This window comes from Arthrobacter burdickii (assembly GCF_030433645.1).
In the GTDB taxonomy this organism is placed as follows: domain Bacteria; phylum Actinomycetota; class Actinomycetes; order Actinomycetales; family Micrococcaceae; genus Arthrobacter_D; species Arthrobacter_D burdickii.
Genome location: NZ_JAROCG010000001.1, coordinates 2,088,625 through 2,109,367, shown reverse-complemented (window position 1 = coordinate 2,109,367; position 20,743 = coordinate 2,088,625). Strand labels below are relative to the sequence as shown.

The following is a 20,743-nucleotide window of genomic DNA, read 5'->3' as shown; positions in this document are numbered from 1 at the left end:
CCGCGCGCGAAGCCCGGACCCGGCCTCAGTAGCGGAAGCTGCGCGTCTGCCAGCACCTCACGTGCCAGTGCCGCCGGTCCGCGATCGCCGTCTCGGGACCGAACAGCGAGTCCTCACGCCACACCACGAGGTGCGCGATCCCGGGCACGATCGCCGAGTTGCAGCCGGGGCACGTGTAGGTCTTGGCCGCGTTCCGCTCGGTGATCCGCCGGACCGACCATTCACCGTCGGGCGCGGACTCGCGCAGCGGCAGGCCGGCACGTGCCCGTTCGAGGTCGATGTCCGGCGGCGGGGCCCACTTGCCGCGCGCGCTGCTGCCGGGCCGGCTGGGTCGGTTGGATCGGGGCACCGGTCCAGTCTGCCTGACCGGGGGCCGTCCGAGGAATCGGGACGAGCCCCGGGCGGAGCACGCGTTCACGCAACAGGCCTCCCCCGGTGCTTACCCGCACCGGGGGAGGCCTGTTGCGCTGTTTCCCTGCTAGCAGCGGCTGGCCCGTTGCTCTGCGGTGGCGGGGTTGTTGTAACAGGTGGCACCGGTTCCGCGGGTACTCGTCGTCACGATCGGCTGTCCGGGCGCGCTGGTTCCGGTCACGAGCGGGTCGATGTTCTCCCGAGTCACGGTGACCTCGGAATCGGCGGGGGCCGTTACCCTCTGCACATCATCAGTGGTCGCACCGTCCGTGACGATTACCTCAGGGGCGGTGGATGCACAGATCGTGTTCACCAGGTCCGGCCCAGCGAGTGTCTCGACGGTGACCTGCAACGGGCCTGGCTGCTCGAGGGTCGTCACCAACGGGGCAAGGGCTGTCTCGTTGACAGCTATCCGCGGGTTCGCAGCCGCATTCGGTCCTGTGAACACCACGGGCACCAGCGGGGCTGTCGTGTTGAGCGTGTACCGGTACGTGGTCACCGTGGTCGTCACGGTCCTCGTCCGCGGGATGGAGACGGTCTGCGTTCGCGTCGTCGCCTGCGTCGTGGTCCTGGTGAACGAGGTGGGCTGCGTGGTGGTGGCACAGGATTCCTGCTGCTGGGTCGAGGTGAAGACCTCGGTCACCGGCGTGGTCGTCGTGGTGACGGTCTCCCGCGGCTGGGTCGTCGTGGTGACGCGCTCCTGCGGGGTCGTGACCGTGGTGATCACGGTCGTCGGCGTCGTGGTGGTGGTCACGACGGTCCGCTCGCACCGCTCGACGGGCTTCGCAGCCTTGTCGTCATTGAGGCGCCTGCAGTTCCGCGTGCCCGGTGCATCGGTGCTGATGGGCGTCCCGCGCTCGGTGCGGGTAGTGGTCGTCGGCGCCCCGGGAACGACCGCGGACTCAACCGCGGGCTCGCCGGCATCACTGTCGGCGGAGGTGATCTCGAGCTCGCCGAACCGCTTGCTCTCGACGACGACCGGGCTTCCGACATCCCGCGTCTCCGTCTCGGCCGTCGCTTCGCCCGACGGTGCGGCGTCCGATTCGACGACTGTTGGGGAACCGGAAGGCACCGCATCGCTGTACGTCGTCTCGGGGGCGCCGACCACGATGGGCCCTGCAGTCCTCGTGGTGACGACGCACCGGTCCCCGCCCTGTGTGGCCGCTTCTGTATAGACACCGCCGGCCTCGAGGCACGTGTGCGCCCGGGTGTGGTCCGCGTAGGCCGCCGGTGCGAGGGGCCCGACGGCACCTCCGATGAGCAATCCGACGGTGGCCAGGGTGGTCGCGTACCTGCGTGATCTCATGGGGATGTCCTGCCTCGCATCGCTGCGGGTAGTGGGCATGTGATGCGGGAGGGGAGGCAGTCCTCGCGTTCTGGGACAGTCCGCCGGAACGGGGCCGCCTCGTTCCAGTGTGATCGTGCGATCGTTGCCTAACAACACTTGCCCGGCACTCGTCTTTGCCCGGGTAGTCGCGACGCCGCTACGGGCAGCACTCGCTCGTGCAGCACATTCCACGCGGCGCGCAGCGGACCCCCTCCGCGCGATACCGCCCCCGGACGCCGCCACAGGTCCGCGCGCTGTCACCTAGAATGGACAGGTCCTACCGCCGGCGGCTCACCTGCCCGTAGCGTGCTGTAGGGATGTCCCCCGCAGTAGATCCGAAGGTTGCCCGTGCGTTTAGTAATAGCCCGCTGCTCCGTCGACTACGTCGGCCGCCTCCGGGCGCATCTCCCGCTTGCCACGCGGCTCCTCATGGTGAAGTCGGACGGCTCCGTCCTGGTCCATTCCGACGGCGGCTCCTACAAGCCCCTGAACTGGATGAGCCCGCCCGCGACCCTTCGAGTGAGCGAGCCCGACGACGCCGACCGCGCCGAAGGCATCACCGAAGTCTGGACCGTCCAGCATGCCAAGAGCGACGATCGGCTCGTCATCAGCATCCGCGAGCAGTTGCACGAATCCTCGCACGACCTCGGCGTGGACCCCGGGCTCGTCAAGGACGGCGTCGAGGCGGACCTCCAGCGGCTCCTCGCCGGGCAGATCGAGCTCCTCGGAGCCGGGTTCACCCTGATCCGCCGCGAGTACATGACGGCCATCGGTCCCGTGGACATCCTGGCCCGGGACGCGGAGGGCCGCACGGTGGCGATCGAACTGAAGCGTCGCGGGGACATCGACGGCGTCGAGCAACTCACCCGGTATCTCGAACTGCTCAACCGCGATCCGCTCATGGCGCCGGTCCGTGGAGTCTTCGCCGCCCAGCAGATCAAGCCGCAGGCCCGCGTGCTCGCCACGGACCGGGGCATCGACTGCCTGACGCTGGACTACGACGCCATGCGGGGCGTCGACGACAGCGCGTCCCGCCTCTTCTGATCCGCCCCGGCTGATCCGCCCCGGCCCTGGCGGGCCTTGAACCGGACGGGCTGTGAATCGGGCGGCCCGGAATCACACGGGCCTAGAATCGGACAATGGCCCTCTCGAGCGGAACACCCACTGCCCTGTCCGGACGACTGGTGACCGACGCGGGCATCGTCGACGACGGCGTGCTGCGCTGGGACGGTTCACGCATCACCGAGGCGGGACAGGCTGCGGGCGGTGCCCCTGCCGAGAGGCTTCCCGAGGGCTTCCTGATCCTCCCGGGGCTCATCGACCTCCACTGCCACGGTGCGGGTGGCGGAGACTTCACCTCGGGCTCCCCTGCCGACCTCGAGGCGGCGACAGCGTACCTGCACCGCAGCGGCACGACGACGCTGCTCGCCAGCACCTGCGCGGCCCCGCTGGAGGACCTCGAGGCCGCCTTCGAAAGGCTCGCCGTGGCGACCGAGGCCGGACTGGTCGCCGGCATCCACGCCGAAGGGCCCTTCCTGTCCCGGGAGCGCAACGGCGCCCATGACCCGGCGTTCCTCCTCCTGCCGACGCAGGAGGACGTCGCACGGCTCGTCGCCGCGGGAAGAGGGCACCTCACCTCCATGACCTACGCCCCGGAACTGCCCGGCAGCGACGTCCTCGTCTACGAACTCGTCACGCACGGCGTCATCCCGTCCATCGGGCACACGGACAGCTCGACGGAGGAGACCACCGCGGCCCTCGACCTCATCAACGAGGAACTGGCCTCCACCGGCTTCGCAGGGTTCAGCGGGCGGCCGACAGCCACGCACCTGTTCAACGCCATGCCCGCGATCCACCACCGCTCCCCCGGCCCCGTACCGCTGCTCCTGCAGCGCGCCCGGGCCGGCGAGATCGCCGTCGAACTCATCGCCGACAACGTGCACCTGCACCCCGAGACTGTACGCATGGCGTTCACCATCGCGGGTTCTGAGAACATCTGCCTGGTCAGCGACTCGACGGCGGCCGCAGGGTGCGCGTCCGGCACCTACCGGCTGGGACGGAGCGAGATCGCCATCGTCGGAGATTCCGCCGTCCTGACGGCGTCGGGCGGTCTGGCCGGCGGCGCCGCGAGCCTGCTCGACGTGGTGCGCTGCGCCGTCGAGGCGGGCGTCCCCGCGGAGGATGCCGTCCGCTCCGCGACGGCAGTGCCGGCGGGCGTCCTGGGACTGGCCGACGAAGTGGGGAGCCTGCGGAGCGGGCTGCGTGCCGACGCCCTGGTGGTCTCCCCCGACCTGCAGCTGAAGGGTGTGCTGCGAAGCGGGACCTGGGTCCGACCGCTGGAACTCTAGCCGGCCAGCACCGTTCCCGCCGGCGCGATCTGATGGCGGCGTCAGCGCCAGGTGCCGATACCGATCACCGGACCGGCCTCGATCCAGGAGGAGAGCCCTGCGTACACGTCGTACTTCATGGCCAGGTCGAAGGGCTTGCCCTCGTAGGCCAGCTGGACGATGATCGCCCCCGGCTGGATCCGCACACGCTCCGCTTCGGTGGGAGCCCGCCAGCCTTCCACCTCGAGGGAACTGCGGAGGAAACGGAATTTCGGAATCGGGCTCAGCGACAGAAGGCTGAGCCATTCCAGGTTCTTGTCCGTATAACGACAAACCCCCACCCGCCAGCCCTTAGGAGGGAGGCGGATGGAGGCGTCGAAAGTGCCGAGGGCACGGTTGAGCTGGTAGCGACGGAGCAGGAAGGCGCCGATCACGAGCACGAGCAGGCCGAAGACGACCGCAAGGCAGATGAACGTCACACCCAGTGGCTCCATGCCGGGAAGCCTAGACGGATTCCGGAGTCACCGAACCGCCGACCCTGGCGTTGTCCGCCACGATCACTACCCGGTTCGAGTCGACAGAGAAGAAGCCACCGTCCACACCGACCACCAGGCGTTCGCCGTCGACCGGCTCCACCGAGAGCTCACCCGCTTCGAGGATCGCCAGGATCGGAGAGTGACCGGGAAGGATCCCGATCTGCCCGTTGGCGGTGCGTGCGTTGACCGTGCGCGCTGCGCCCGACCACACGAAGTGGTCGGCCGCAACGATTTCGACCTCGAGTTCGCCGTGCGATGCCATCAGCGTTACTTACCGGTCTGAGCTTGGATCTTGGCCCACTGGCGCTCGACGTCGTCGAGGCCACCGATGTTGAAGAACGCCTGCTCCGCGATGTGGTCGAGGTCGCCGTTGCAGATCGCCGCGAAGCCTTCGATGGTGTCCTTGATGGAGACCGTCGAGCCCTCGACGCCGGTGAACTGCTTGGCCGTGTAGGTGTTCTGCGAGAGGAACTGCTGGATACGACGCGCTCGCGCGACGATGACCTTGTCCTCTTCGCTGAGCTCGTCGATACCGAGGATCGCGATGATGTCCTGCAGTTCCTTGTTCTTCTGGAGGATCTGCTTCACGCGCACGGCCGTGTTGTAGTGGTCGTGCCCGATGTACTGCGGGTCCAGGATGCGCGAGGTCGAGGCGAGCGGGTCCACGGCCGGGTAGAGGCCACGGGACGCGATCTCGCGGGAGAGCTCGGTGGTCGCATCGAGGTGCGCGAAGGTGGTTGCCGGAGCCGGGTCGGTGTAGTCATCGGCAGGGACGTAGATCGCCTGCATGGACGTGATCGAGTGGCCCTTGGTCGAGGTGATGCGCTCCTGCAGGAGGCCCATCTCGTCGGCCAGGTTGGGCTGGTAACCCACGGCGGACGGCATACGGCCGAGGAGGGTCGACACCTCCGAGCCTGCCTGGGTGAAGCGGAAGATGTTGTCGATGAAGAGCAGCACGTCCTGGTTCTGCACATCGCGGAAGTACTCCGCCATGGTCAGGGCCGAGAGGGCCACGCGGAGGCGCGTTCCCGGCGGCTCGTCCATCTGGCCGAATACAAGGGCCGTGTCCTTGAGGACGCCGGCTTCTTCCATCTCGACCCAGAGGTCGTTTCCTTCACGGGTGCGCTCACCGACGCCGGCGAACACCGAGGTGCCACCGAAGTTGCGGGCCACACGCGTGATCATCTCCTGGATGAGGACGGTCTTGCCGACGCCCGCACCACCGAAGAGGCCGATCTTTCCACCCTTGATGTAGGGGGTCAGGAGGTCGATCACCTTGATGCCCGTTTCGAGCATCTCGGTGGAGCCTTCCAGCGACGCGAAGGACGGTGCCTTGCGGTGGATCGGCCAGCGCTCGGTGATCTCGAGGGCGGACTCCTCGACGTCGAGGGGCTTGCCCAGGACGTTGAAGATGTGGCCCTTCACGCCGTCGCCGACGGGCACGGAGATGGGGGCACCGGTATCCTGCACCACGGTGCCGCGGACGAGTCCGTCGGTGGCCTGCAGGGAGATGGCGCGGACGAGGTTCTCACCCAGGTGCTGCGAGGTCTCGAAGGTGATCAGGCGGGTCACACCGTTGAGAGTGACCTCGGTGGTGAGCGCGTTGTACATTGCGGGGATTGCGTCGGCCGGGAACTCGACGTCGACAACCGGGCCGATGACACGTGCAATACGGCCGGTGGCGCCGGGGGCAACTGAGTCCGTACCGTGTTCAACAGTCTGGGCAGTCATCTCTCTCACTTCATTTACGTAGATGGCGTGGAAACAAGTCTAGCTGTGCACCCGGCGCCCGCGAGGACCCGGATGGGGTGTCAGGAGGCGTTCAGCGCATCCGCGCCGGCCACGATCTCCGAGAGCTCCTGGGTGATCTCCGCTTGGCGGGCGGTGTTGCGCAGGCGCGTGTACTTCTTGATGAGCTCGGTCGCGTTGTCGCCTGCCGACTTCATGGCCCGCTGGCGCGCTGCGAGTTCGCTCGCCGCTGCCTGCAGCATGGCGGCGAAGATGCGCGCCTCGATGTACCTCGGAAGGAGCGCGTCCAGGACCTGCTCGGGCTCGGGCTCGTACTCGTAGAGCGGAAGGAGCTCGCCGTCCTGCGCCTCGTCCTCGTCCACGACCTCGAGCGGGAGCAGCCGCATGACGGACGGCTCCTGCACGACCATGGACCGGAACTTGGTGTAGACGACGTGGATCTCGTCCACGCCACCGTCCTCGTAGTCCTTCAGGAAGGTGGACAGGAGCGCCTCACCGACCTCGCGGGCGACACTGAACTCGGGAGCATCGGTGCCTCCGGTCCAGATCCTTTCGTAGGCGCGGCCACGGAAGTCGAAGTACGACTGGGCCTTGCGTCCGACCAGGTATGCCTGGATCTCCTTGCCCTCGGAGCGGAGCGTCTCGAAGAGCCCCTCCGCCTGCTTCAGGGCACTGGCCGAGTACGAACCGGCGAGGCCGCGATCGGAGGCCATCACCAGTACGGCTGCTCGCCGCACCTGACCGTGCTCGGTGGTCAGCGGGTGGTCGATCTCCGTCTGCGACGACACGGCCGAAACGGCACGTGTGATCGCGTTCGCGTACGGCAGCGCAGCGGCGACACGCGTACGCGCCTTGCCGATGCGAGAAGTCGCGATCAGTTCCATCGCCTTGAAGATCTTCCGCGTCGACGTGGTCGAGGCGATCTTCTGGCGGTAGACCCGGATCTGGGCTCCCATTCTTGTCCTTTCCTTCGCTCCCGGGGAAGCGATCAGGCCAGGGTCCTGCACGCCGGGAGGGGTCGGGCCCCTCCCGGCAGCAGATCCTCTAGCGCTTGTGCCTGACGATCTTTTCCTGCTCGACCGAATCGGCGTCGATCGCTTCGTGCTCCTCGTGGCCGGGGTGGATCCCGTTCGCACCGGTACCGAAGAAGCCCTGCTTGAAGTTCGTGATCTGCGTCTTCAGCTCCTCGACGGTCGAATCCTCGAGCTTGCCGGTCTGGGCAAGCGTGGTGAGGATCGGCGAGGTGTGGCCGAGGTGCTCCAGGAACTCCGTCTCGAAGCGGTTGATGTCCTCGACCGGTACGTCGTCGAGGTGCCCGTTCGTTCCCGCCCAGATGGAGACGACCTGCTGCTCCACCGGCATCGGGGAGTACTGGCCCTGCTTGAGCAGTTCCATCAGGCGTGCACCGCGGGTCAGCTGCTGGCGTGAGGCTGCATCCAGATCGGAGGCGAACATCGCGAAGGCCTGCATGTCGCGGTACTGGGCGAGGTCGAGCTTCAAGGTGCCCGAGACCTTCTTCATCGACTTCACCTGTGCGGCGCCGCCTACACGGGACACCGACACGCCGACGTCCACGGCGGGACGCTGGTTGGCGTTGAACAGGTCCGACTGCAGGAAGATCTGGCCGTCGGTGATGGAGATGACGTTGGTCGGGATGTAGGCCGACACGTCGTTCGCCTTGGTCTCGACGAGCGGGAGCCCCGTCATCGAGCCCGCACCGAGCTCGTCCGAGAGCTTGGCACAACGCTCGAGGAGGCGGGAGTGCAGGTAGAACACGTCGCCCGGGTAGGCTTCGCGTCCCGGCGGGCGCCGGAGCAGCAGGGACACCGCACGGTAGGCCTCTGCCTGCTTGGACAGGTCGTCGAACACGATGAGGACGTGCTTGCCGCCGTACATCCAGTGCTGGCCGATGGCCGACCCGGCGTAGGGAGCCAGGTACTTGAAGCCCGCGGGGTCGGAGGCGGGAGACGCGACGATGGTCGTGTACTCCAGCGCACCCTTGTCCTCGAGGGTCTGGCGGACGGCTGCGATGGTCGATGCCTTCTGGCCGATCGCGACGTAGATGCAGCGGACCTGCTTGTTCACGTCGCCGGAAGCCCAGTTGGCCTTCTGGTTGATGATCGTGTCCACGGCGATGGCGGTCTTGCCGGTCTGGCGGTCGCCGATGATCAGCTGACGCTGGCCGCGGCCGATCGGGATCATCGCGTCGATGGCCTTGAGCCCGGTCTGCATGGGCTCGTGCACCGACTTGCGCTGCGTGACGCCAGGAGCCTGGGTCTCGAGCGCGCGGCGTCCTTCGGCGACGATCTCGCCGAGGTCGTCGATGGGCTGGCCGAGGGGGTCGACCACGCGGCCGAGGAAGGCGTCGCCGACGGGAACGGAGAGGATCTCGCCCGTGCGGTGTACTTCCTGGCCTTCTTCGATTCCGTTGTAGTCACCGAGGACGACGACACCGATTTCACGGGTGTCGAGGTTCTGGGCGAGTCCGAGCGTGCCGTCCTCGAACCGCAGCAGCTCGTTGGCCATGACGGAGGGAAGACCCTCGACACGGGCAATGCCGTCACTGGCGGTGGTGACGCGTCCGACTTCGACGCGCTCCGCGTTTCCGGGCTCGTAGGACGCCGCAAAGTCGTTCAACGCACTACGGACGTCTTCGGCGTTGATGGTCAATTCGGCCATCTCAGTCCCTGCTCTCCTGTGTTGTGATCACCAGATGCGTGGCGACCGGGGTGTGATTCAGTGGGTGTGACAAGGCGCGCGCGCCTATCCCGCCAGCCTGCGGCGGAGTTCGGACAAGCGCGTGACCACGGTGGAGTCGACCATTTCGTCTCCGACGCTGACACGGACTCCCCCGATGAGTGAGGGATCGACGTTCACATTGACCTTGAGCTCGCGGCCGTACATCGCGTTCAGCCCGGCTTCCAGCCGATCGAGCTGGCTTGCCGTCAGCGGACGGGTGACGCTGACGTTGGCAATCCAGCGCTGCTGGCGTGCGGCGACGAGTTCGAGGAACCTCTCGACGAGGGCCGCCGGCTTCAGTCCGCGCGGTGCCCGCACGGCCTGCGCGATGAGGAGCCTGCCGGCAGGTCCTGCCTGCGGAACGAGCTTCAGGCCGAGTGCGACCTTCGACTCCGGCGTGGCCTGCGCTTCGGACAGGGCGCGCTGCAGGGCGTGGTTCGAGGCGACTACCTGCATGAAGGAGTACAGCTCGTTCTCGAGCTGGTCCAGGCCCTCCGCCCCGCTGCCCTGCTCGGCGACCGAGATCACCACGGTCGCCGCGAGGGTCTCCAGGGCGTCCCCGATGTCGCGTGCGTTGGCCCAGCGCTGGCTGACGAGGTCCTTGACCACGTCGGCTGCCTCGGGTGAGACACGACCGGCGATGAGCTGGTCGACCAGCACGGACTTGTCCTTGCCGGTGCGGGACGGATCGGTCAGCGCGCGGCGCAGTCCGGCATTGCTGTCGAGGATCGCCAGCACGCCGAACAGGTCCTCGGCCAATGCGAGGGTTGCACCCGGCAGTCGGGACTCCAGTCCTTCACGGACCGTTGCCAGGGAGACGCTCGATACTCCTGCCATTACTTCGCTGCACCTGCGCTTTGCGACGACGTCTCGAGGTCGGCGAGGAAGCGGTCGATCACGCGCGCCGAACGGGCGTCGTCCGCGAGGGACTCCCCGACGATGCGGCTTGCGAGATCCGTGGCGAGCGTACCGACCTCGGCGCGGAGCGAGACCACGGCGGCCTGGCGCTCGGCCTCGATCTGCACGTGCGCCTGCTCCGAGATGCGTGCCGACTCGGCGGCAGCCTTCTCCTTGAGGTCCGCGAGGATCTGCGCACCTTCAGCGCGGGCTTCCTCACGGATCCGGTTGGCCTCGGTGCGAGCCTCTACCAACTGCTGCTTGTACTCGTCGAGCGCCGCGTTGGCCTGGGCCTGGGCGGCCTCGGCCTTGGCGATACCACCTTCGATCGCCTCCGTACGCGCTGCGAAGGTCTTCTCGAACGCCGGCATGACGAACTTGATGACGATGAACATCAGCACGGCGAAGCCGGCAAGCGTTACAAGGAATTCCCACCAGTTCGGTGCGAGCGGGCTCGATCCCTCTTCCGCCGCCATAATTGCTGCCTTAAGCATTTTTCACCCGTCTTTCTTCAACGTGTCTTCGAACGATCTGGACGGGGTGTCAGGCGCCGATGACGAAGGCGAAGACGAGACCCAGGATCGCGAGGGCTTCGGTCAGTGCCAGACCGAGGAAGGCGATGGGCTGGAGGACACGCTGTGCCTCAGGCTGGCGAGCTACGCCATTGATGTAGGCCGCGAACACGAGACCCACACCGATACCACCGCCGATTGCGGAGAGACCGTATCCAACGAGGTTGAGGCTACCCTGTACTTCCATTGTGTTCCTTTCAAGATGCCGCTTGCTGCGACAGGTTGTTTGGGATCATCCCCGACGGGGAAGACTTGTTGTGAATCAGTGGGCGTCGGCGTGCAGTGCGCCTTCGATGTAGATCGCGGCGAGCAGCGTGAAGACGTAGGCCTGGAGGATCATGATCAGCGCCTCGAGCATGTACATGGCGACGGCCCCGACGAGGACCAGAACGCTCGTACCCTGTAGCAGGATGTTGCCGGTGGAGACCATGTACTCGATCGCCGAGCCGGCCAGGGTCACGATGAGGTGACCGGCGAGCATCGTGGCGAAGAGTCGCAGTGAGTGGGTGACCGGGCGGACGATGAAGTTCGAGATGATCTCGATCGGCACGACGATCGGGAGGATGTACCAGGGCACGCCCGAGGGGACGACGGCCAGCTTGAAGTAGCGCAGGCCGTGCTTCTTGAGACCGATACCCACCCAGAGGATGTAGAAGATCGCCGCGATGGCGTAGGCGCTGCCCGGGTGCGAGAAGCTCGGCAGCTGGAGGAACGGGATGGCGCCGAAGATGTTGTTCACCAGCACGAAGAAGAAGGCGGTGAAGAGCCAGGGGACGTACTTGAGGAAGTCCCGGCCACCGATGATGTCCTTGCCGATGGAGTTGCGGACGAAGCCGTAGGCCGACTCACCGAGGAACTGCACCTTCCCCGGCACCAGCTGCTGGCGGCGGGACGCGACGAGGAAGAAGGTTGCGATGAGGATCACCGACAGGATGACCATGAGCATCTGCTTGCCGAAGCCGGGGTCGAACCAGACTCCGTAGTGGTCACCCCAGGGGAGGATGTCCCGGTAGTGGGTGTCCTCGATCGTCGGGGCTACGAATCCCTCTTCGGTAGTTGCGGCCGGGAGCGCAAGCGCGATCAACGCGTTTCCTCTCTGCAGTGTCCATCGTTGGGCAAGATCTGTTCGGTCGCAGTGGAACTGGTCCGACTCGTTAAGTTATGGGGATTCACTCGCGTTCAGCCTCGGGCCCGGGCACGGTCCGCCCGCCCTGCGGCTTCGGGGTGTGGTTCCGGGTGAGGTTGTGCATGTGGGAGAGGTAGAAACCCCCTGCTGCACCTAAGAACGCTCCCGCCAGCACCAACCAGCGCATGTCGAGGAGATTATCCAGCCCCCAGCCTATCAAACTCCACACCGCGATCCCGCCAATCATGTAGCTGAAGACGGCGATGCCGGCGTTGTAGCCGCCGTTGGAATAGCGCGCGTCCACGTCCTGGGGCGGCGTTCCGGGACCCTCGTCCGGGTCGGGCGTGACGCCCGCCACGTCAGCGTCCTTCCAGCGGATCGGCGGGCGGTGCTGCGCCCGCCGGCCCGTCCGACGCGGCGTCGTCGTACAGGGGTGTCCTCAGGCGGGAGAATGCGAAGACCTCCGCGACCTGCCAGGCGACGACGGTCGCGAGCGCCCCGGTGAAGAACCAGGTGCGGTCGAGCCAGTCCGGCGTCCCGAGGAGGAACAGGACGGCGGCGAACCCGACGACCTTGATCGCGTAGGTGACGGCGAAGAGCCCGAGCGCACCGGAGGGATTGGTCCTGCCGGTGAAGTGCCCGATCAGGAGGCTGATACCGAAGAAGGTGATCACGAGCGCCGCACCGAACAGCACGCTGGCACCGGCGGCGGCGGAGGTCGCGAGGGTCGCGGCGACCGCGAGCACCAGGGCGATCGCCCCGCCTGCAGCGGCGCTTCTCGCGAGGATGCGCAGCCAGGGGGACGCGGTGGCCTCCGCTGCGGCCACGAGGGGCTGGGCTCCGTTCGCCGGGTGGTCCGGTCGTGGCACGTGCTGGTCCGCTCTGTCGGCTGCGCCGTCCGGCGCCCTGCTGGTCCTCCGTCGACGGCGTCGGGAGGGTGGTGCGGGTGCGCGTGGAGAACACGCCGCACCGGCGCCTGAAATTCTACCGCACCGTGAACGGCACGCCCGGAGCGGTCAGGATGTGGCAGCCGCGCGCCGACGGGCGAGCGCGCGGAAGATCCGCGGGGAGTAGAGGTACAGGGCGACGACGGCGGCGGCGAAGAGCGAGGCGGAGACCGCCAGCGGCGCCGGTGCGGTGGCGAGCACGAAGCCGGCCGCTCCCGTCAGTGCGGACAGGATGCTGACGAAGAGGGACACCTGGACGTGGCTGAGGCCGGTGTCGGTGAGCCGCTGGTACACATGCTGCCGATGGGCGATGTAGAGGCGCTCCCCCCTGCGGGCTCGGCGGACGAACGTGGTGAACGTGTCCGCGAGGTAGATCAGCACGGGCGAGAGCAGGTATTCGAGGTAGACCCCCGCCAGCAGGCCGGTCACGGCGATCGCGGCGACGGACGCCCCCAGGAGGTAGCTGCCGACGTCTCCGAGGAACACGAATCCCCGGCCGAGGTTCCACGGCAGGAACCCGGCGAACGCCGCGGCCACCACGAGCCCCGCGACCGTCAGCCACAACTGGTCGCTCAGCACGCCGGCGTAGGAGTAGAAGAGCCCGACGACGAGCCCGTGCATGCCCGAGATGCCGTTGATGCCGTCCATGAAGTTGGCGGCGTTGATGTAGGTGGCGACGGCGATCGCCCCGATGGGCACCCACCAGTAGCTGCTCTCGTCGATGGTGGTGGCCAGCGCCGCGGTGCCGATGGCGCCGATCAGGAGCTGCGCGGAAGCGCGGACCCGGACCGGCAGGCCGCGGAAGTCCTCGATCCACCCGAGCGTTGCCGATGCCCCCACCATGCAGATGATGACCAGGATCAGCGACCGGTCGACGGCGACGAGGCCGGTCGCGAGCGAGAGCGCCAGCGCGACGAGGATCGCCACCGCTACCGCAACCCCCATCCCGCGGATCACGACGGTGCTGTGCGAGGAGCGGTGGTTCGGGATGTCGATGACGCCCAGGCGCTTCAGCAGGGGCTTGACGACGGTGGGCAGCGCGAGCGACAACCCCAGCGCGACGGCAGCGACGACTGCCAGGAGCGCCGTCACGAGTGTCCTCCCCCCGCCCGCGAGGGCGTGGGGTGCGGCGTGGACGGGTGCGCCGCCGTCGCGCCCGGTCCGTCGTGCCGGACGCCTCCCGGCCCGGGCGGGCCCTCAGGTGAACCCTCCGTGGAACCTGCTGAGGAGCCCTCGGGCGAAGCGATGCTGCGGCGGCCGTCCCCGAACCCGCCTTTGTCCTTCCACTCCGTGAGGCTGAGTTGCTGCGGATCGAGCGGCGCCACGGAGGTGTGCGAGATCTTGGGGTGCAGGGGCCGGGAATCGTTCTCCCCGACGCCGATCAGGTCCTCGTGCATCTTCTCGCCCGGCCGCAGGCCCGTGAACACGATGTCGATGTCCTTGCCGGACATCGCGATCATGCGCTGGGCGACGTCGAGGATCCGGACGGGCTCGCCCATGTCGAGGATGAGCACCTCTCCTCCCCTGCCGATCGCCCCGGCCTGGACGACGAGCTGGCAGGCCTCGGGGATGGTCATGAAGAACCGGGTGACCTCGGGATCGGTGACCGTGATCGGCCCGCCGTTGCGGATCTGCTCGGTGAAGAGGGGGAGCATGGAACCGCGGCTTCCGATGACGTTCCCGAACCGCACGGACACGTACTTCTGCCCCGTGCGCTCCGCCTGCCAGGACGTGAGTTTCTCGGCGACGCGCTTGGAGTGGCCCAGCACGCTCGTCGGATCGGCCGCCTTGTCCGTCGAGATGTTGACGAAGTTGGTGACGCCGACGGCCGCCGACGCCTGGAGGACGTTGAGGGAACCCTGGACATTCGTCTTCCAGGCCTCCTCCGGGTACTGCTCGAGCAGCGACACGTGCTTGAGGGCAGCGGCATGGAAGACGACCTGGGGCCTGCGGTCCTCGAAGATGTCCAGGAGCGCGTCCGCGTCGCGGATGTCGGCCAGGACGGTGTCGCGTCCGGTCAGCAGGCCACGACCGGTGAGGGAGATCTGCGTCGACTGGAGCCCGGTCTCGTCGCGGTCCAGCATGATGAGCTCGGCGGGCGCGAAGCCGGACAGCTGGCGGCACAGCTCGGACCCGATGGATCCGCCGGCACCGGTGACGAGCACGCGCTTGCCGGTGATGTAACCGGCCACCTCGTCCGGGTGGATGTCCACGGGGCGCCGACCGATCAGGTCCTCCACCGCCACCTCGCGGAAGTCCGCGATGCCCGCGCCCGCGGCGCCGAGCATGTCGCGCAGCGGCGGCAGGACGAGCACCTTGATGCCGAGACCCTCCACGAGGTCCGAGACCCGGCGCACCTGCGATGCCTCGACGTCGGCGAAGGCGATGACGAGGATCGAGGCCTGCGTCCGCGTGGCGATCTCCCGCAGGTCGTCGATCCTGCCGAGGACGGGCACGGTGGACAGACGGAGGTGCTTCTTGGCCGGGTCGTCGTCGATCAGGCCGACGGGGAAGTAGGGGGACTCGGGATCCTGCATCATGCGGACCACGAGGGAGTTGCCGAGGAAACCGGCACCGTAGATCAGGGTGCGCTGCGCGTCCTCCCCCGGCTTCGCCTTGCCCTCGACATACATGCGCTTCAGGTAGCGCGTCGCCGCGAGGAACATGCACGCGAAGGGGAAGGCGATGATGCCGATGCTTCGCGGGACCTCGATGACGGTGAAGAACGCGACGCTGACGAGCACCAGGATCACGGCGACGAGGACGGCGACGATCACCAGCAGTCTCGCCTCGTGGAAGCTGCCGAAGCTGTACCTCCCCCGGTACAGCGCAAAGCTGAGGCCCACCACCAGCTGGGCGATGACGGCCACCGCGCAGAAGGTCGCGATACCGGCGACGTTGACTTCCTTCACCAGCAGCTCGTAGCGGAGGATCAGCGCGAGGACGATGGCCACGATCCAGGCCGCCGCATCGAGCAGGTACTGCGACCACAGCCAGATCGCCGGCTTCTCCCCGGCGGGAGTTCCGGCAGAGCCTGGTGTCCGGGCGGAAGCCCGGCCTTCGTTGAGTCCCATGATTCCTAACGGTGTCATGCAGGCCGTCACCGCGTTCCCCCGAGGTGCGGCCGCCGGGGGCCCGGCACCGGCAGGGCCGGACCGGCCGGGGGTGGAACACGGTGTAATAGACTGCTATTACCCGAGAATACTAACTGCACCGCCTGTGCCGGGCCTGTTGCCCCACAGCCCTGGCGCGGCCCGGAAGGAACACGTTGCACGTCCCCGACGCCGGCACCCCGCGCGTGTTCATCGTGATCACCACCTTCAACCGGGCCGCACACCTCAGGAAACTCCTCGACTCCGTCGCCGCCCTCGACCCGGCACCGTCCGGAGTCGTCGTGGTCGACAACGCAAGCACCGACGGCACTGCGGAGATCCTCGCGGAGGCCGATCTGCCGGTGCCGGTCCTCGTGCACCGGCCGGCCCGGAACCTCGGAGGCGCGGGTGGATTCGCGGCCGGTGTGGCACGCGCCCTCGACGAGGGGGCCGACTGGCTGTGGCTGATGGACGACGACGTCGTCGTGCTGCCCGACGCCCTCGCATCCTTCGGCCCCTGGATGCACCGCTATTCCTGCATCCACGGCCGCCGGTACGACACCGAGGGACGGCCGTTCTTCTGGCAGCACACCCTCAACGAGTTCCTCGGCGTCCACCTGCCCGTCCGCGGCAACGTCTTCGCGCAGTCACCGGTCTTCCACACGAACGTGGGCTGTTTCGAGGGCATGCTGGTGGCCGCCCCCGTGGTGCGTGAGATCGGGCTGCCCGACGCGCGGTTCTTCCTCAACGGCGATGACCTCACCTACGGCTGGCTCATCGCACAGCGGTACCCGGTGGCGTACATCGACGCCTTCGTCCTGCGGAAGACCCGCGCGCAGCGCCAGGTGGACCTCGGGATCCGGCACCTGAACGACTCGAGCGACCTCTCGCGGTTCTGCGGCATGCGCAATCGCGGCTACCTCGCGCGCTATCTCCAGCTCCATGGCCGCCATCACCGCGTCGGGTTTGGCGTCGGAACCGTCCTGACCGCGGTGAAGGAGCTCGTGCGGCTGGTCGCCGTCGAGCGCTCCCTCTCCGGTGCGTCCTCCCTCGCCGGTGCGTCCTCGCTCTGGCGCGGCTGGCGCGCCTCGCGGGTCATCCTGCGCGACCCGGACTGGACGCCCGAGCCACCGCTTTCCCTGCCCGGCCCGTCCGGCTCCCTGGGAACCGCCTCATGAGCTGGCTGGTCCTCGGCGGCTCCGGATTCGTCGGGTCAGCTGTGCTCCGCGCGCTCCGCTCCTCGGGGATCGACGCCTCCGCCGCCGCAGCGCCGCGCCTCACGACGACGGCGGACACCGCGGATGACATCGCGGACGCGGCGGCACGCGTCGCTACCGCGGAGCTGGAGGCGATCCTGCAGGGACATGCGGTCGTGGTCAACGCGGCCGGTCTCGCCACTCCCTCCGCGGGCGGCGGAGCGGACCTGCTGGGCGCGAACGCCCTGCTGCCCGCCGTCGTCGCCCGTGCCGCAGCGGCCGCGGGAGTCCCACGCTTCCTCCACCTCAGCAGTGCTGCCGTGCAGGGCAGGACGCCGAAGCTCGACGAGACGGACACGGTCCGCCCCTTCTCCGCCTATTCACGCAGCAAGGCCCTCGGCGAGCAGGCGCTCGCGCTGGTAGCAGCCGTTCACCCCGGCCTGTCGGTGGTCACCATCCGTGCCACGTCCGTGCAGGGTCAGGGCAGGCCGACGACGGCGGCGCTGGCGCAGCTGGCCCGCTCCCCCCTCGCCTCGGTGGCCGCTCCCGGCAGCGCCCCGTCCCCCGTCACGTCCGTCGAGGCCCTCGCCGACCTGGTCCTCTCTGTCGGCCTGCACGAGGGACCGGTACCGCCCAGGGTGCTCCAGCCCTGGGAGGGACTCACCGTCCGTACCGTCCTCGAAGCCGCCGGGGGCCGACCGCGGGTGCTGCCTGCAGCGCTCTGCCGGTTCGCGGTCGGGAGCGGGTACGCGCTGTCGTCCGTGCTGCGCGGACGCCTCGACGGTTCTGTCCGCCGCGTCGAGTTGATGTGGTTCGGCCAGGACCAGGTACCGGGATGGGCTTCGGCGCAGCGCATCGTCCCGGCAGCGCGGGCGCGCGAGGTCCTTGCGGGAGCACAGCACGATCGGAACGACCAGGGCGCCCCGGAGTCCCAGGAGGACCCGGGCCCGCACGCAGGACCGCAAGACGCTGCCCGCACCTGAGGCACATCGGCGGCCGGAAGGCGCCTGGCCGGGGTCGGTCCCGGCGTCAGCGACCGGAGGGCGCCTGGCCCGCGTCGGTCCCGGTGTCAGCGGCCGGAGGCGCCTGGCCCGCGTCGGTCGCGGCGTCAGCGACCGGAGGGCGCCTGGCCGGCGTCAGCGGTCGGAGGGCGCCTGGTCGGCGTCGGTCCTGGTGTCGGCGTCGGTCCCGGTGTCAGCGGCCGGAGGCGCCTGGCCGGCGTCGGTCTCGGCGTTCCCGCCCTGCCCGTCGATACCGATGATGTCCGGGACCACCTCGCGCAGGCGCTCCAGCGGGAGGGTCCCCTGGCGGACGACGCGCAGGACCTCGCCCGTGGCGTCGACGATGGTGGACCCCGTACCGTCGGCGGCCGTCCGCGGTCCGGCGTCGAGGTAGACGGCGACGGATTCGGCGAGCTGGGCGGCCGCGTCGGCTGCCGTGGTCGCAGCGGGGTGACCGGTCCGATTCGCGGACGACACGGCCAGCGGACCGGTGATCGTGAGCAGCTCCAGCGCGACGTCATCGTCCGGCATGCGGAGGGCCACGGTCCCCATCGTGTCACCGAGGTCCCAGGTGAGCGATGGTTGTGCATGGCAGATCAGCGTCAGGCCCCCGGGCCAGAACGCCTCGGCGAGCCTGCGCGCGTCCGGATGGACGTCCGTCGCGAGTCCGTCCAGTGTCTGGATCCGCGGAATGAGGACGGGCGGGGGCATGTTCCGGCCACGGCCCTTGGAGGCGAGGAGGGTGGCGACGGCCTGCGGGGAGAATGCGTCGGCACCGATCCCGTAGACGGTGTCGGTGGGCAGGACGATGCACTGCTTGAGCGACACCGCCCGCTGGGCGGCCGTCAGCCCCTCCCTGCGCTGGACGGGATCGGAGCAGTCGTAGCTGGTGGTCACGTGCCCATCCTTCCACTCGTGCACGGCGCTCCGCACATCGGGAGGGGCGCGGCGTCCGCGGTCAGGAGGACGGCGGCGGACCGAAGCCCGTCCCCCGGAGGCCTGCCGAATAGGCGGCGAACCAGGCGCGCAGTCCCTTGATGTCGCGCTGGGTGAGGAACCAGTAGGGGAAGCCGATGACGTCCGCGCCGAACCACCGGAGGTTACGGTACTTGCGGGCCAGGTAGGCCCGGTTGCGGAAATAGGAGAACCGCTTGAAGTCGCCCTCGGGGATGACCGGCGTGATGAAGCCGCCGAAGATCGGCTTCATCTCCGACCAGGTCGCAGGGTGGCGGACGGCCACCGTCGCCAGTGTGCCGTACCTCAGGCCAGCCTTCCGCACGCGTGCCAGGAAGTCCACCTCGTCGCCGCGGATGAAGAACTTCATGTCGGGCAGTCCGATCTTCGCGAACACGTCGGCCCGGACCAGCGCACCGTTGAAGAAGTGCACCATGCCGGGCAGGTAGCCCATCGGCTCCAGCTTCGCCCGGTCGTTCGTGAGGAGGCCGTGAATCCGGAAGTTGAAGGACAGGCGCGTGGGATCCGAGGTCGCGGCGACCAGCGGACTCACGATATCGAGGTCGTGCTCGTGCGCCGCGCGGAGCAGTTCGGCGAGGCAGCGCTCGTCCTCCGGGTGGCCGTCGTCGTCCATGAGCCAGATCCACCGGGCGCCGCTCGCGATCGCTGCCAGGATGGCGAACGCGAAGCCACCGGCACCGCCGAGGTTGGCTTCCGAACGGAGGTAGTGGATGCTCCCCGCCGCGGCGTCGACGACGGCGGTGGCCGGCTTCGTGCCCGAGTCGACCAGGGCCACGGTCGCGATCGGTGCGCTCTGCGCCGCGAGGGAACGCAGGAGCTGGGCGAGCTCCTCGTGCCGGTCGTAGGTGACGGCCGCGACCGCGACGGTGTCGATGCCCCTCTCGGCGCCCGTGTCGGCCCCCGTGTCAGCGCTGGCCGCTCCTCCGGCGTTCATCCCTCCGGCGTCCATCCCTCCGGGGTCCATGGCGGATCCAGTCATCGGCTTTCCTTTCCGGTCGTGTCCAGCGACGCGCTGTCCGAGCCGAGCACGGCGCTCGTGGCGCGGTCCCGGCCGTTGAGGTCCTGATGCGTCCGGATCGTGGTCCAGAGACCTGACTGCCGGAGGAACGCGGCAACCCAGGGCGCCTGCACCTCCGCATGCTCCATCACGAAGTAGCCGCCCGGGTGGAGGAGGCGCGCCGCGGAGGAAGCAGCGGCCCGGGGCAGCTCCATGCCGTCCGCTCCCCCGCCGTAGAGCGCCATCTGCGGATCGTGCTCGGCCACCTCGGGCTCGTTGGGGACGGCGTCCGCGGGGATGTACGGCGGGTTGGATACGACGATGTCGAACGAACCGTTGTGCTCGGGCAGGGCCGTCGCGAGGTCACCACGCTTCAGGTGCACCCCGAACCGCTCCAGGTTGGGTGCAGCCCAGGCCAGTGCGAGGTCGCTGAGTTCCACGGCGTAGACGGCGGCGCCGGGCACCTCGTCGGCGACGGCGGCAGCGATCGCGCCCGACCCGGTGCCCAGGTCGACGATCTTCGGGGCCTCGAGGCCCGCCGCACGGTCGATCACGAGCTGCGCGACCGTCTCGGTTTCGGGCCGCGGGACGAAGACCCCGGGGCCGACCGCCAGGTCGATGCGCCGGAAATGCGCCGTGCCCGTGAGGTGCTGCAGCGGAACGCGCCGGGCGCGCTCGTCGACGAGCGCCTCGAAGCCGTCGGGTGCCGCTGCGCCGGTCAGGGCAAGGGCCCGGAGCCTGCCGCGGGAGACGCCCAGCAGGTGGGCGGCCAGGAGTTCGGCGTCGACGCGGGGACTGGGAACACCCGCCTCCCGGAGCTGCCGCTCGGCCGCCCGCAGGGCCTCCTCCAC

Annotated in this window: 22 protein-coding genes; 4 read left to right on the top strand and 18 right to left on the bottom strand. The window is 68.6% G+C overall.

Annotated features, from left to right (window positions below; genetic code table 11):
- Positions 1–25 precede the first annotated feature (25 nt).
- Positions 26–349 carry a hypothetical protein gene (locus P5G52_RS09800; protein ID WP_301226916.1) on the bottom strand — a complete coding sequence of 108 codons (324 nt, stop codon included), beginning with the start codon at positions 347–349 and terminating at the stop codon, positions 26–28.
- 129 nt (positions 350–478) lie between these two features.
- Entirely contained in the window at positions 479–1,717 is a 1,239-nt protein-coding gene (locus P5G52_RS09795; RefSeq protein WP_301226914.1) for a hypothetical protein, read from the bottom strand.
- Positions 1,718–2,086: 369 nt separating this feature from the next.
- Here P5G52_RS09795 and nucS point away from each other — a divergent pair, with 369 nt between their 5' ends.
- Positions 2,087–2,782: an endonuclease NucS gene (nucS, locus tag P5G52_RS09790; protein ID WP_301226912.1), complete on the top strand. Its 696-nt coding sequence runs from the start codon at positions 2,087–2,089 to the stop codon at positions 2,780–2,782.
- A 95-nt stretch (positions 2,783–2,877) separates the two neighbouring features.
- Positions 2,878–4,086 carry an N-acetylglucosamine-6-phosphate deacetylase gene (locus tag P5G52_RS09785; RefSeq protein ID WP_301226910.1) on the top strand — a complete coding sequence of 403 codons (1,209 nt, stop codon included), beginning with the start codon at positions 2,878–2,880 and terminating at the stop codon, positions 4,084–4,086.
- Between the two features lie 41 nt (positions 4,087–4,127).
- Here the strand turns inward: P5G52_RS09785 and P5G52_RS09780 are convergent, their stop codons facing one another.
- The 13 genes from P5G52_RS09780 to P5G52_RS09720 all read right to left on the bottom strand — a co-directional run bounded on the left by P5G52_RS09780 (position 4,128) and on the right by P5G52_RS09720 (position 15,705).
- Entirely contained in the window at positions 4,128–4,559 is a 432-nt protein-coding gene (locus tag P5G52_RS09780; protein WP_301226908.1) for a DUF2550 domain-containing protein, read from the bottom strand.
- Positions 4,560–4,569: 10 nt separating this feature from the next.
- Positions 4,570–4,863 (bottom strand): F0F1 ATP synthase subunit epsilon, encoded by a 294-nt coding sequence (locus P5G52_RS09775; RefSeq protein ID WP_301226906.1) that lies wholly within the window; start codon positions 4,861–4,863, stop codon positions 4,570–4,572.
- Between the two features lie 5 nt (positions 4,864–4,868).
- On the bottom strand, positions 4,869–6,332 hold the full coding sequence (gene atpD, locus P5G52_RS09770; protein ID WP_087076255.1) for a F0F1 ATP synthase subunit beta: 1,464 nt from the start codon (positions 6,330–6,332) through the stop codon (positions 4,869–4,871).
- An 80-nt stretch (positions 6,333–6,412) separates the two neighbouring features.
- On the bottom strand, positions 6,413–7,306 hold the full coding sequence (locus P5G52_RS09765; RefSeq protein WP_301226903.1) for a F0F1 ATP synthase subunit gamma: 894 nt from the start codon (positions 7,304–7,306) through the stop codon (positions 6,413–6,415).
- 88 nt (positions 7,307–7,394) lie between these two features.
- Positions 7,395–9,029 (bottom strand): F0F1 ATP synthase subunit alpha, encoded by a 1,635-nt coding sequence (gene atpA, locus P5G52_RS09760; RefSeq protein WP_301226902.1) that lies wholly within the window; start codon positions 9,027–9,029, stop codon positions 7,395–7,397.
- Between the two features lie 84 nt (positions 9,030–9,113).
- The gene (locus tag P5G52_RS09755) at positions 9,114–9,926 is read right to left on the bottom strand and encodes a F0F1 ATP synthase subunit delta (RefSeq protein WP_301226900.1); all 813 of its coding nucleotides are present in this window, start codon (positions 9,924–9,926) and stop codon (positions 9,114–9,116) included.
- The gene (locus P5G52_RS09750; RefSeq protein WP_301226898.1) at positions 9,926–10,480 is read right to left on the bottom strand and encodes a F0F1 ATP synthase subunit B; all 555 of its coding nucleotides are present in this window, start codon (positions 10,478–10,480) and stop codon (positions 9,926–9,928) included. Before P5G52_RS09750 ends, P5G52_RS09755 begins: the two co-directional genes overlap by 1 nt.
- Positions 10,481–10,529: 49 nt before the next feature.
- Positions 10,530–10,745 carry an ATP synthase F0 subunit C gene (locus tag P5G52_RS09745; RefSeq protein WP_019481292.1) on the bottom strand — a complete coding sequence of 72 codons (216 nt, stop codon included), beginning with the start codon at positions 10,743–10,745 and terminating at the stop codon, positions 10,530–10,532.
- Positions 10,746–10,820: 75 nt separating this feature from the next.
- Positions 10,821–11,642, bottom strand: a complete 822-nt coding sequence (gene atpB / locus P5G52_RS09740; RefSeq protein ID WP_301226894.1) for a F0F1 ATP synthase subunit A — start codon at positions 11,640–11,642, stop codon at positions 10,821–10,823.
- An 85-nt stretch (positions 11,643–11,727) separates the two neighbouring features.
- The gene (locus tag P5G52_RS09735) at positions 11,728–11,988 is read right to left on the bottom strand and encodes a hypothetical protein (RefSeq protein ID WP_301228752.1); all 261 of its coding nucleotides are present in this window, start codon (positions 11,986–11,988) and stop codon (positions 11,728–11,730) included.
- A gap of 55 nt (positions 11,989–12,043) precedes the next feature.
- Positions 12,044–12,553, bottom strand: a complete 510-nt coding sequence (locus tag P5G52_RS09730) for a Cg1360 family ATP-synthase-associated protein (protein WP_301226892.1) — start codon at positions 12,551–12,553, stop codon at positions 12,044–12,046.
- 147 nt (positions 12,554–12,700) lie between these two features.
- Positions 12,701–13,723, bottom strand: a complete 1,023-nt coding sequence (locus P5G52_RS09725) for an MraY family glycosyltransferase (RefSeq protein WP_301226890.1) — start codon at positions 13,721–13,723, stop codon at positions 12,701–12,703.
- Positions 13,720–15,705: a polysaccharide biosynthesis protein gene (locus P5G52_RS09720; protein WP_301226888.1), complete on the bottom strand. Its 1,986-nt coding sequence runs from the start codon at positions 15,703–15,705 to the stop codon at positions 13,720–13,722. Before P5G52_RS09720 ends, P5G52_RS09725 begins: the two co-directional genes overlap by 4 nt.
- Positions 15,706–15,899: 194 nt before the next feature.
- On the opposite strand from P5G52_RS09720, the gene P5G52_RS09715 reads away from it, so the two are divergent.
- Positions 15,900–16,901, top strand: coding sequence for a glycosyltransferase (locus P5G52_RS09715; RefSeq protein WP_301226886.1), 1,002 nt, complete (start codon positions 15,900–15,902; stop codon positions 16,899–16,901).
- Entirely contained in the window at positions 16,898–17,902 is a 1,005-nt protein-coding gene (locus tag P5G52_RS09710) for an NAD-dependent epimerase/dehydratase family protein (RefSeq protein WP_301226884.1), read from the top strand. Before P5G52_RS09715 ends, P5G52_RS09710 begins: the two co-directional genes overlap by 4 nt.
- Positions 17,903–18,055: 153 nt before the next feature.
- On the opposite strand, the gene P5G52_RS09705 is transcribed toward P5G52_RS09710, so the two are convergent.
- The 3 genes from P5G52_RS09705 to prmC form a co-directional block, all read right to left on the bottom strand.
- Positions 18,056–18,817 (bottom strand): L-threonylcarbamoyladenylate synthase, encoded by a 762-nt coding sequence (locus P5G52_RS09705; RefSeq protein ID WP_301226882.1) that lies wholly within the window; start codon positions 18,815–18,817, stop codon positions 18,056–18,058.
- 61 nt (positions 18,818–18,878) lie between these two features.
- A complete protein-coding gene (locus P5G52_RS09700; RefSeq protein ID WP_301226880.1) occupies positions 18,879–19,874 on the bottom strand; it encodes a glycosyltransferase in 996 nt (331 codons plus the stop codon).
- Positions 19,871–20,743, bottom strand: coding sequence for a peptide chain release factor N(5)-glutamine methyltransferase (gene prmC, locus P5G52_RS09695; RefSeq protein ID WP_301226878.1), 873 nt, complete (start codon positions 20,741–20,743; stop codon positions 19,871–19,873). The genes P5G52_RS09700 and prmC overlap by 4 nt, the downstream gene beginning before the upstream one ends.

Bases quoted from the DNA above. Each gene is read 5' to 3' on its own strand.
- P5G52_RS09795 (WP_301226914.1), bottom strand. From the start codon at position 1,717: ATGAGATCACGCAGGTACGCGACCACCCTGGCCACCGTCGGATTGCTC.
- P5G52_RS09785 (WP_301226910.1), top strand. From the start codon at position 2,878: ATGGCCCTCTCGAGCGGAACACCCACTGCCCTGTCCGGACGACTGGTG.
- P5G52_RS09780 (WP_301226908.1), bottom strand. From the start codon at position 4,559: ATGGAGCCACTGGGTGTGACGTTCATCTGCCTTGCGGTCGTCTTCGGC.
- P5G52_RS09775 (WP_301226906.1), bottom strand. From the start codon at position 4,863: ATGGCATCGCACGGCGAACTCGAGGTCGAAATCGTTGCGGCCGACCAC.
- atpD (WP_087076255.1), bottom strand. From the start codon at position 6,332: ATGACTGCCCAGACTGTTGAACACGGTACGGACTCAGTTGCCCCCGGC.
- P5G52_RS09765 (WP_301226903.1), bottom strand. From the start codon at position 7,306: ATGGGAGCCCAGATCCGGGTCTACCGCCAGAAGATCGCCTCGACCACG.
- atpA (WP_301226902.1), bottom strand. From the start codon at position 9,029: ATGGCCGAATTGACCATCAACGCCGAAGACGTCCGTAGTGCGTTGAAC.
- P5G52_RS09755 (WP_301226900.1), bottom strand. From the start codon at position 9,926: ATGGCAGGAGTATCGAGCGTCTCCCTGGCAACGGTCCGTGAAGGACTG.
- P5G52_RS09750 (WP_301226898.1), bottom strand. From the start codon at position 10,480: ATGCTTAAGGCAGCAATTATGGCGGCGGAAGAGGGATCGAGCCCGCTC.
- P5G52_RS09745 (WP_019481292.1), bottom strand. From the start codon at position 10,745: ATGGAAGTACAGGGTAGCCTCAACCTCGTTGGATACGGTCTCTCCGCA.
- P5G52_RS09720 (WP_301226888.1), bottom strand. From the start codon at position 15,705: ATGGGACTCAACGAAGGCCGGGCTTCCGCCCGGACACCAGGCTCTGCC.
- P5G52_RS09710 (WP_301226884.1), top strand. From the start codon at position 16,898: ATGAGCTGGCTGGTCCTCGGCGGCTCCGGATTCGTCGGGTCAGCTGTG.
- P5G52_RS09700 (WP_301226880.1), bottom strand. From the start codon at position 19,874: ATGACTGGATCCGCCATGGACCCCGGAGGGATGGACGCCGGAGGGATG.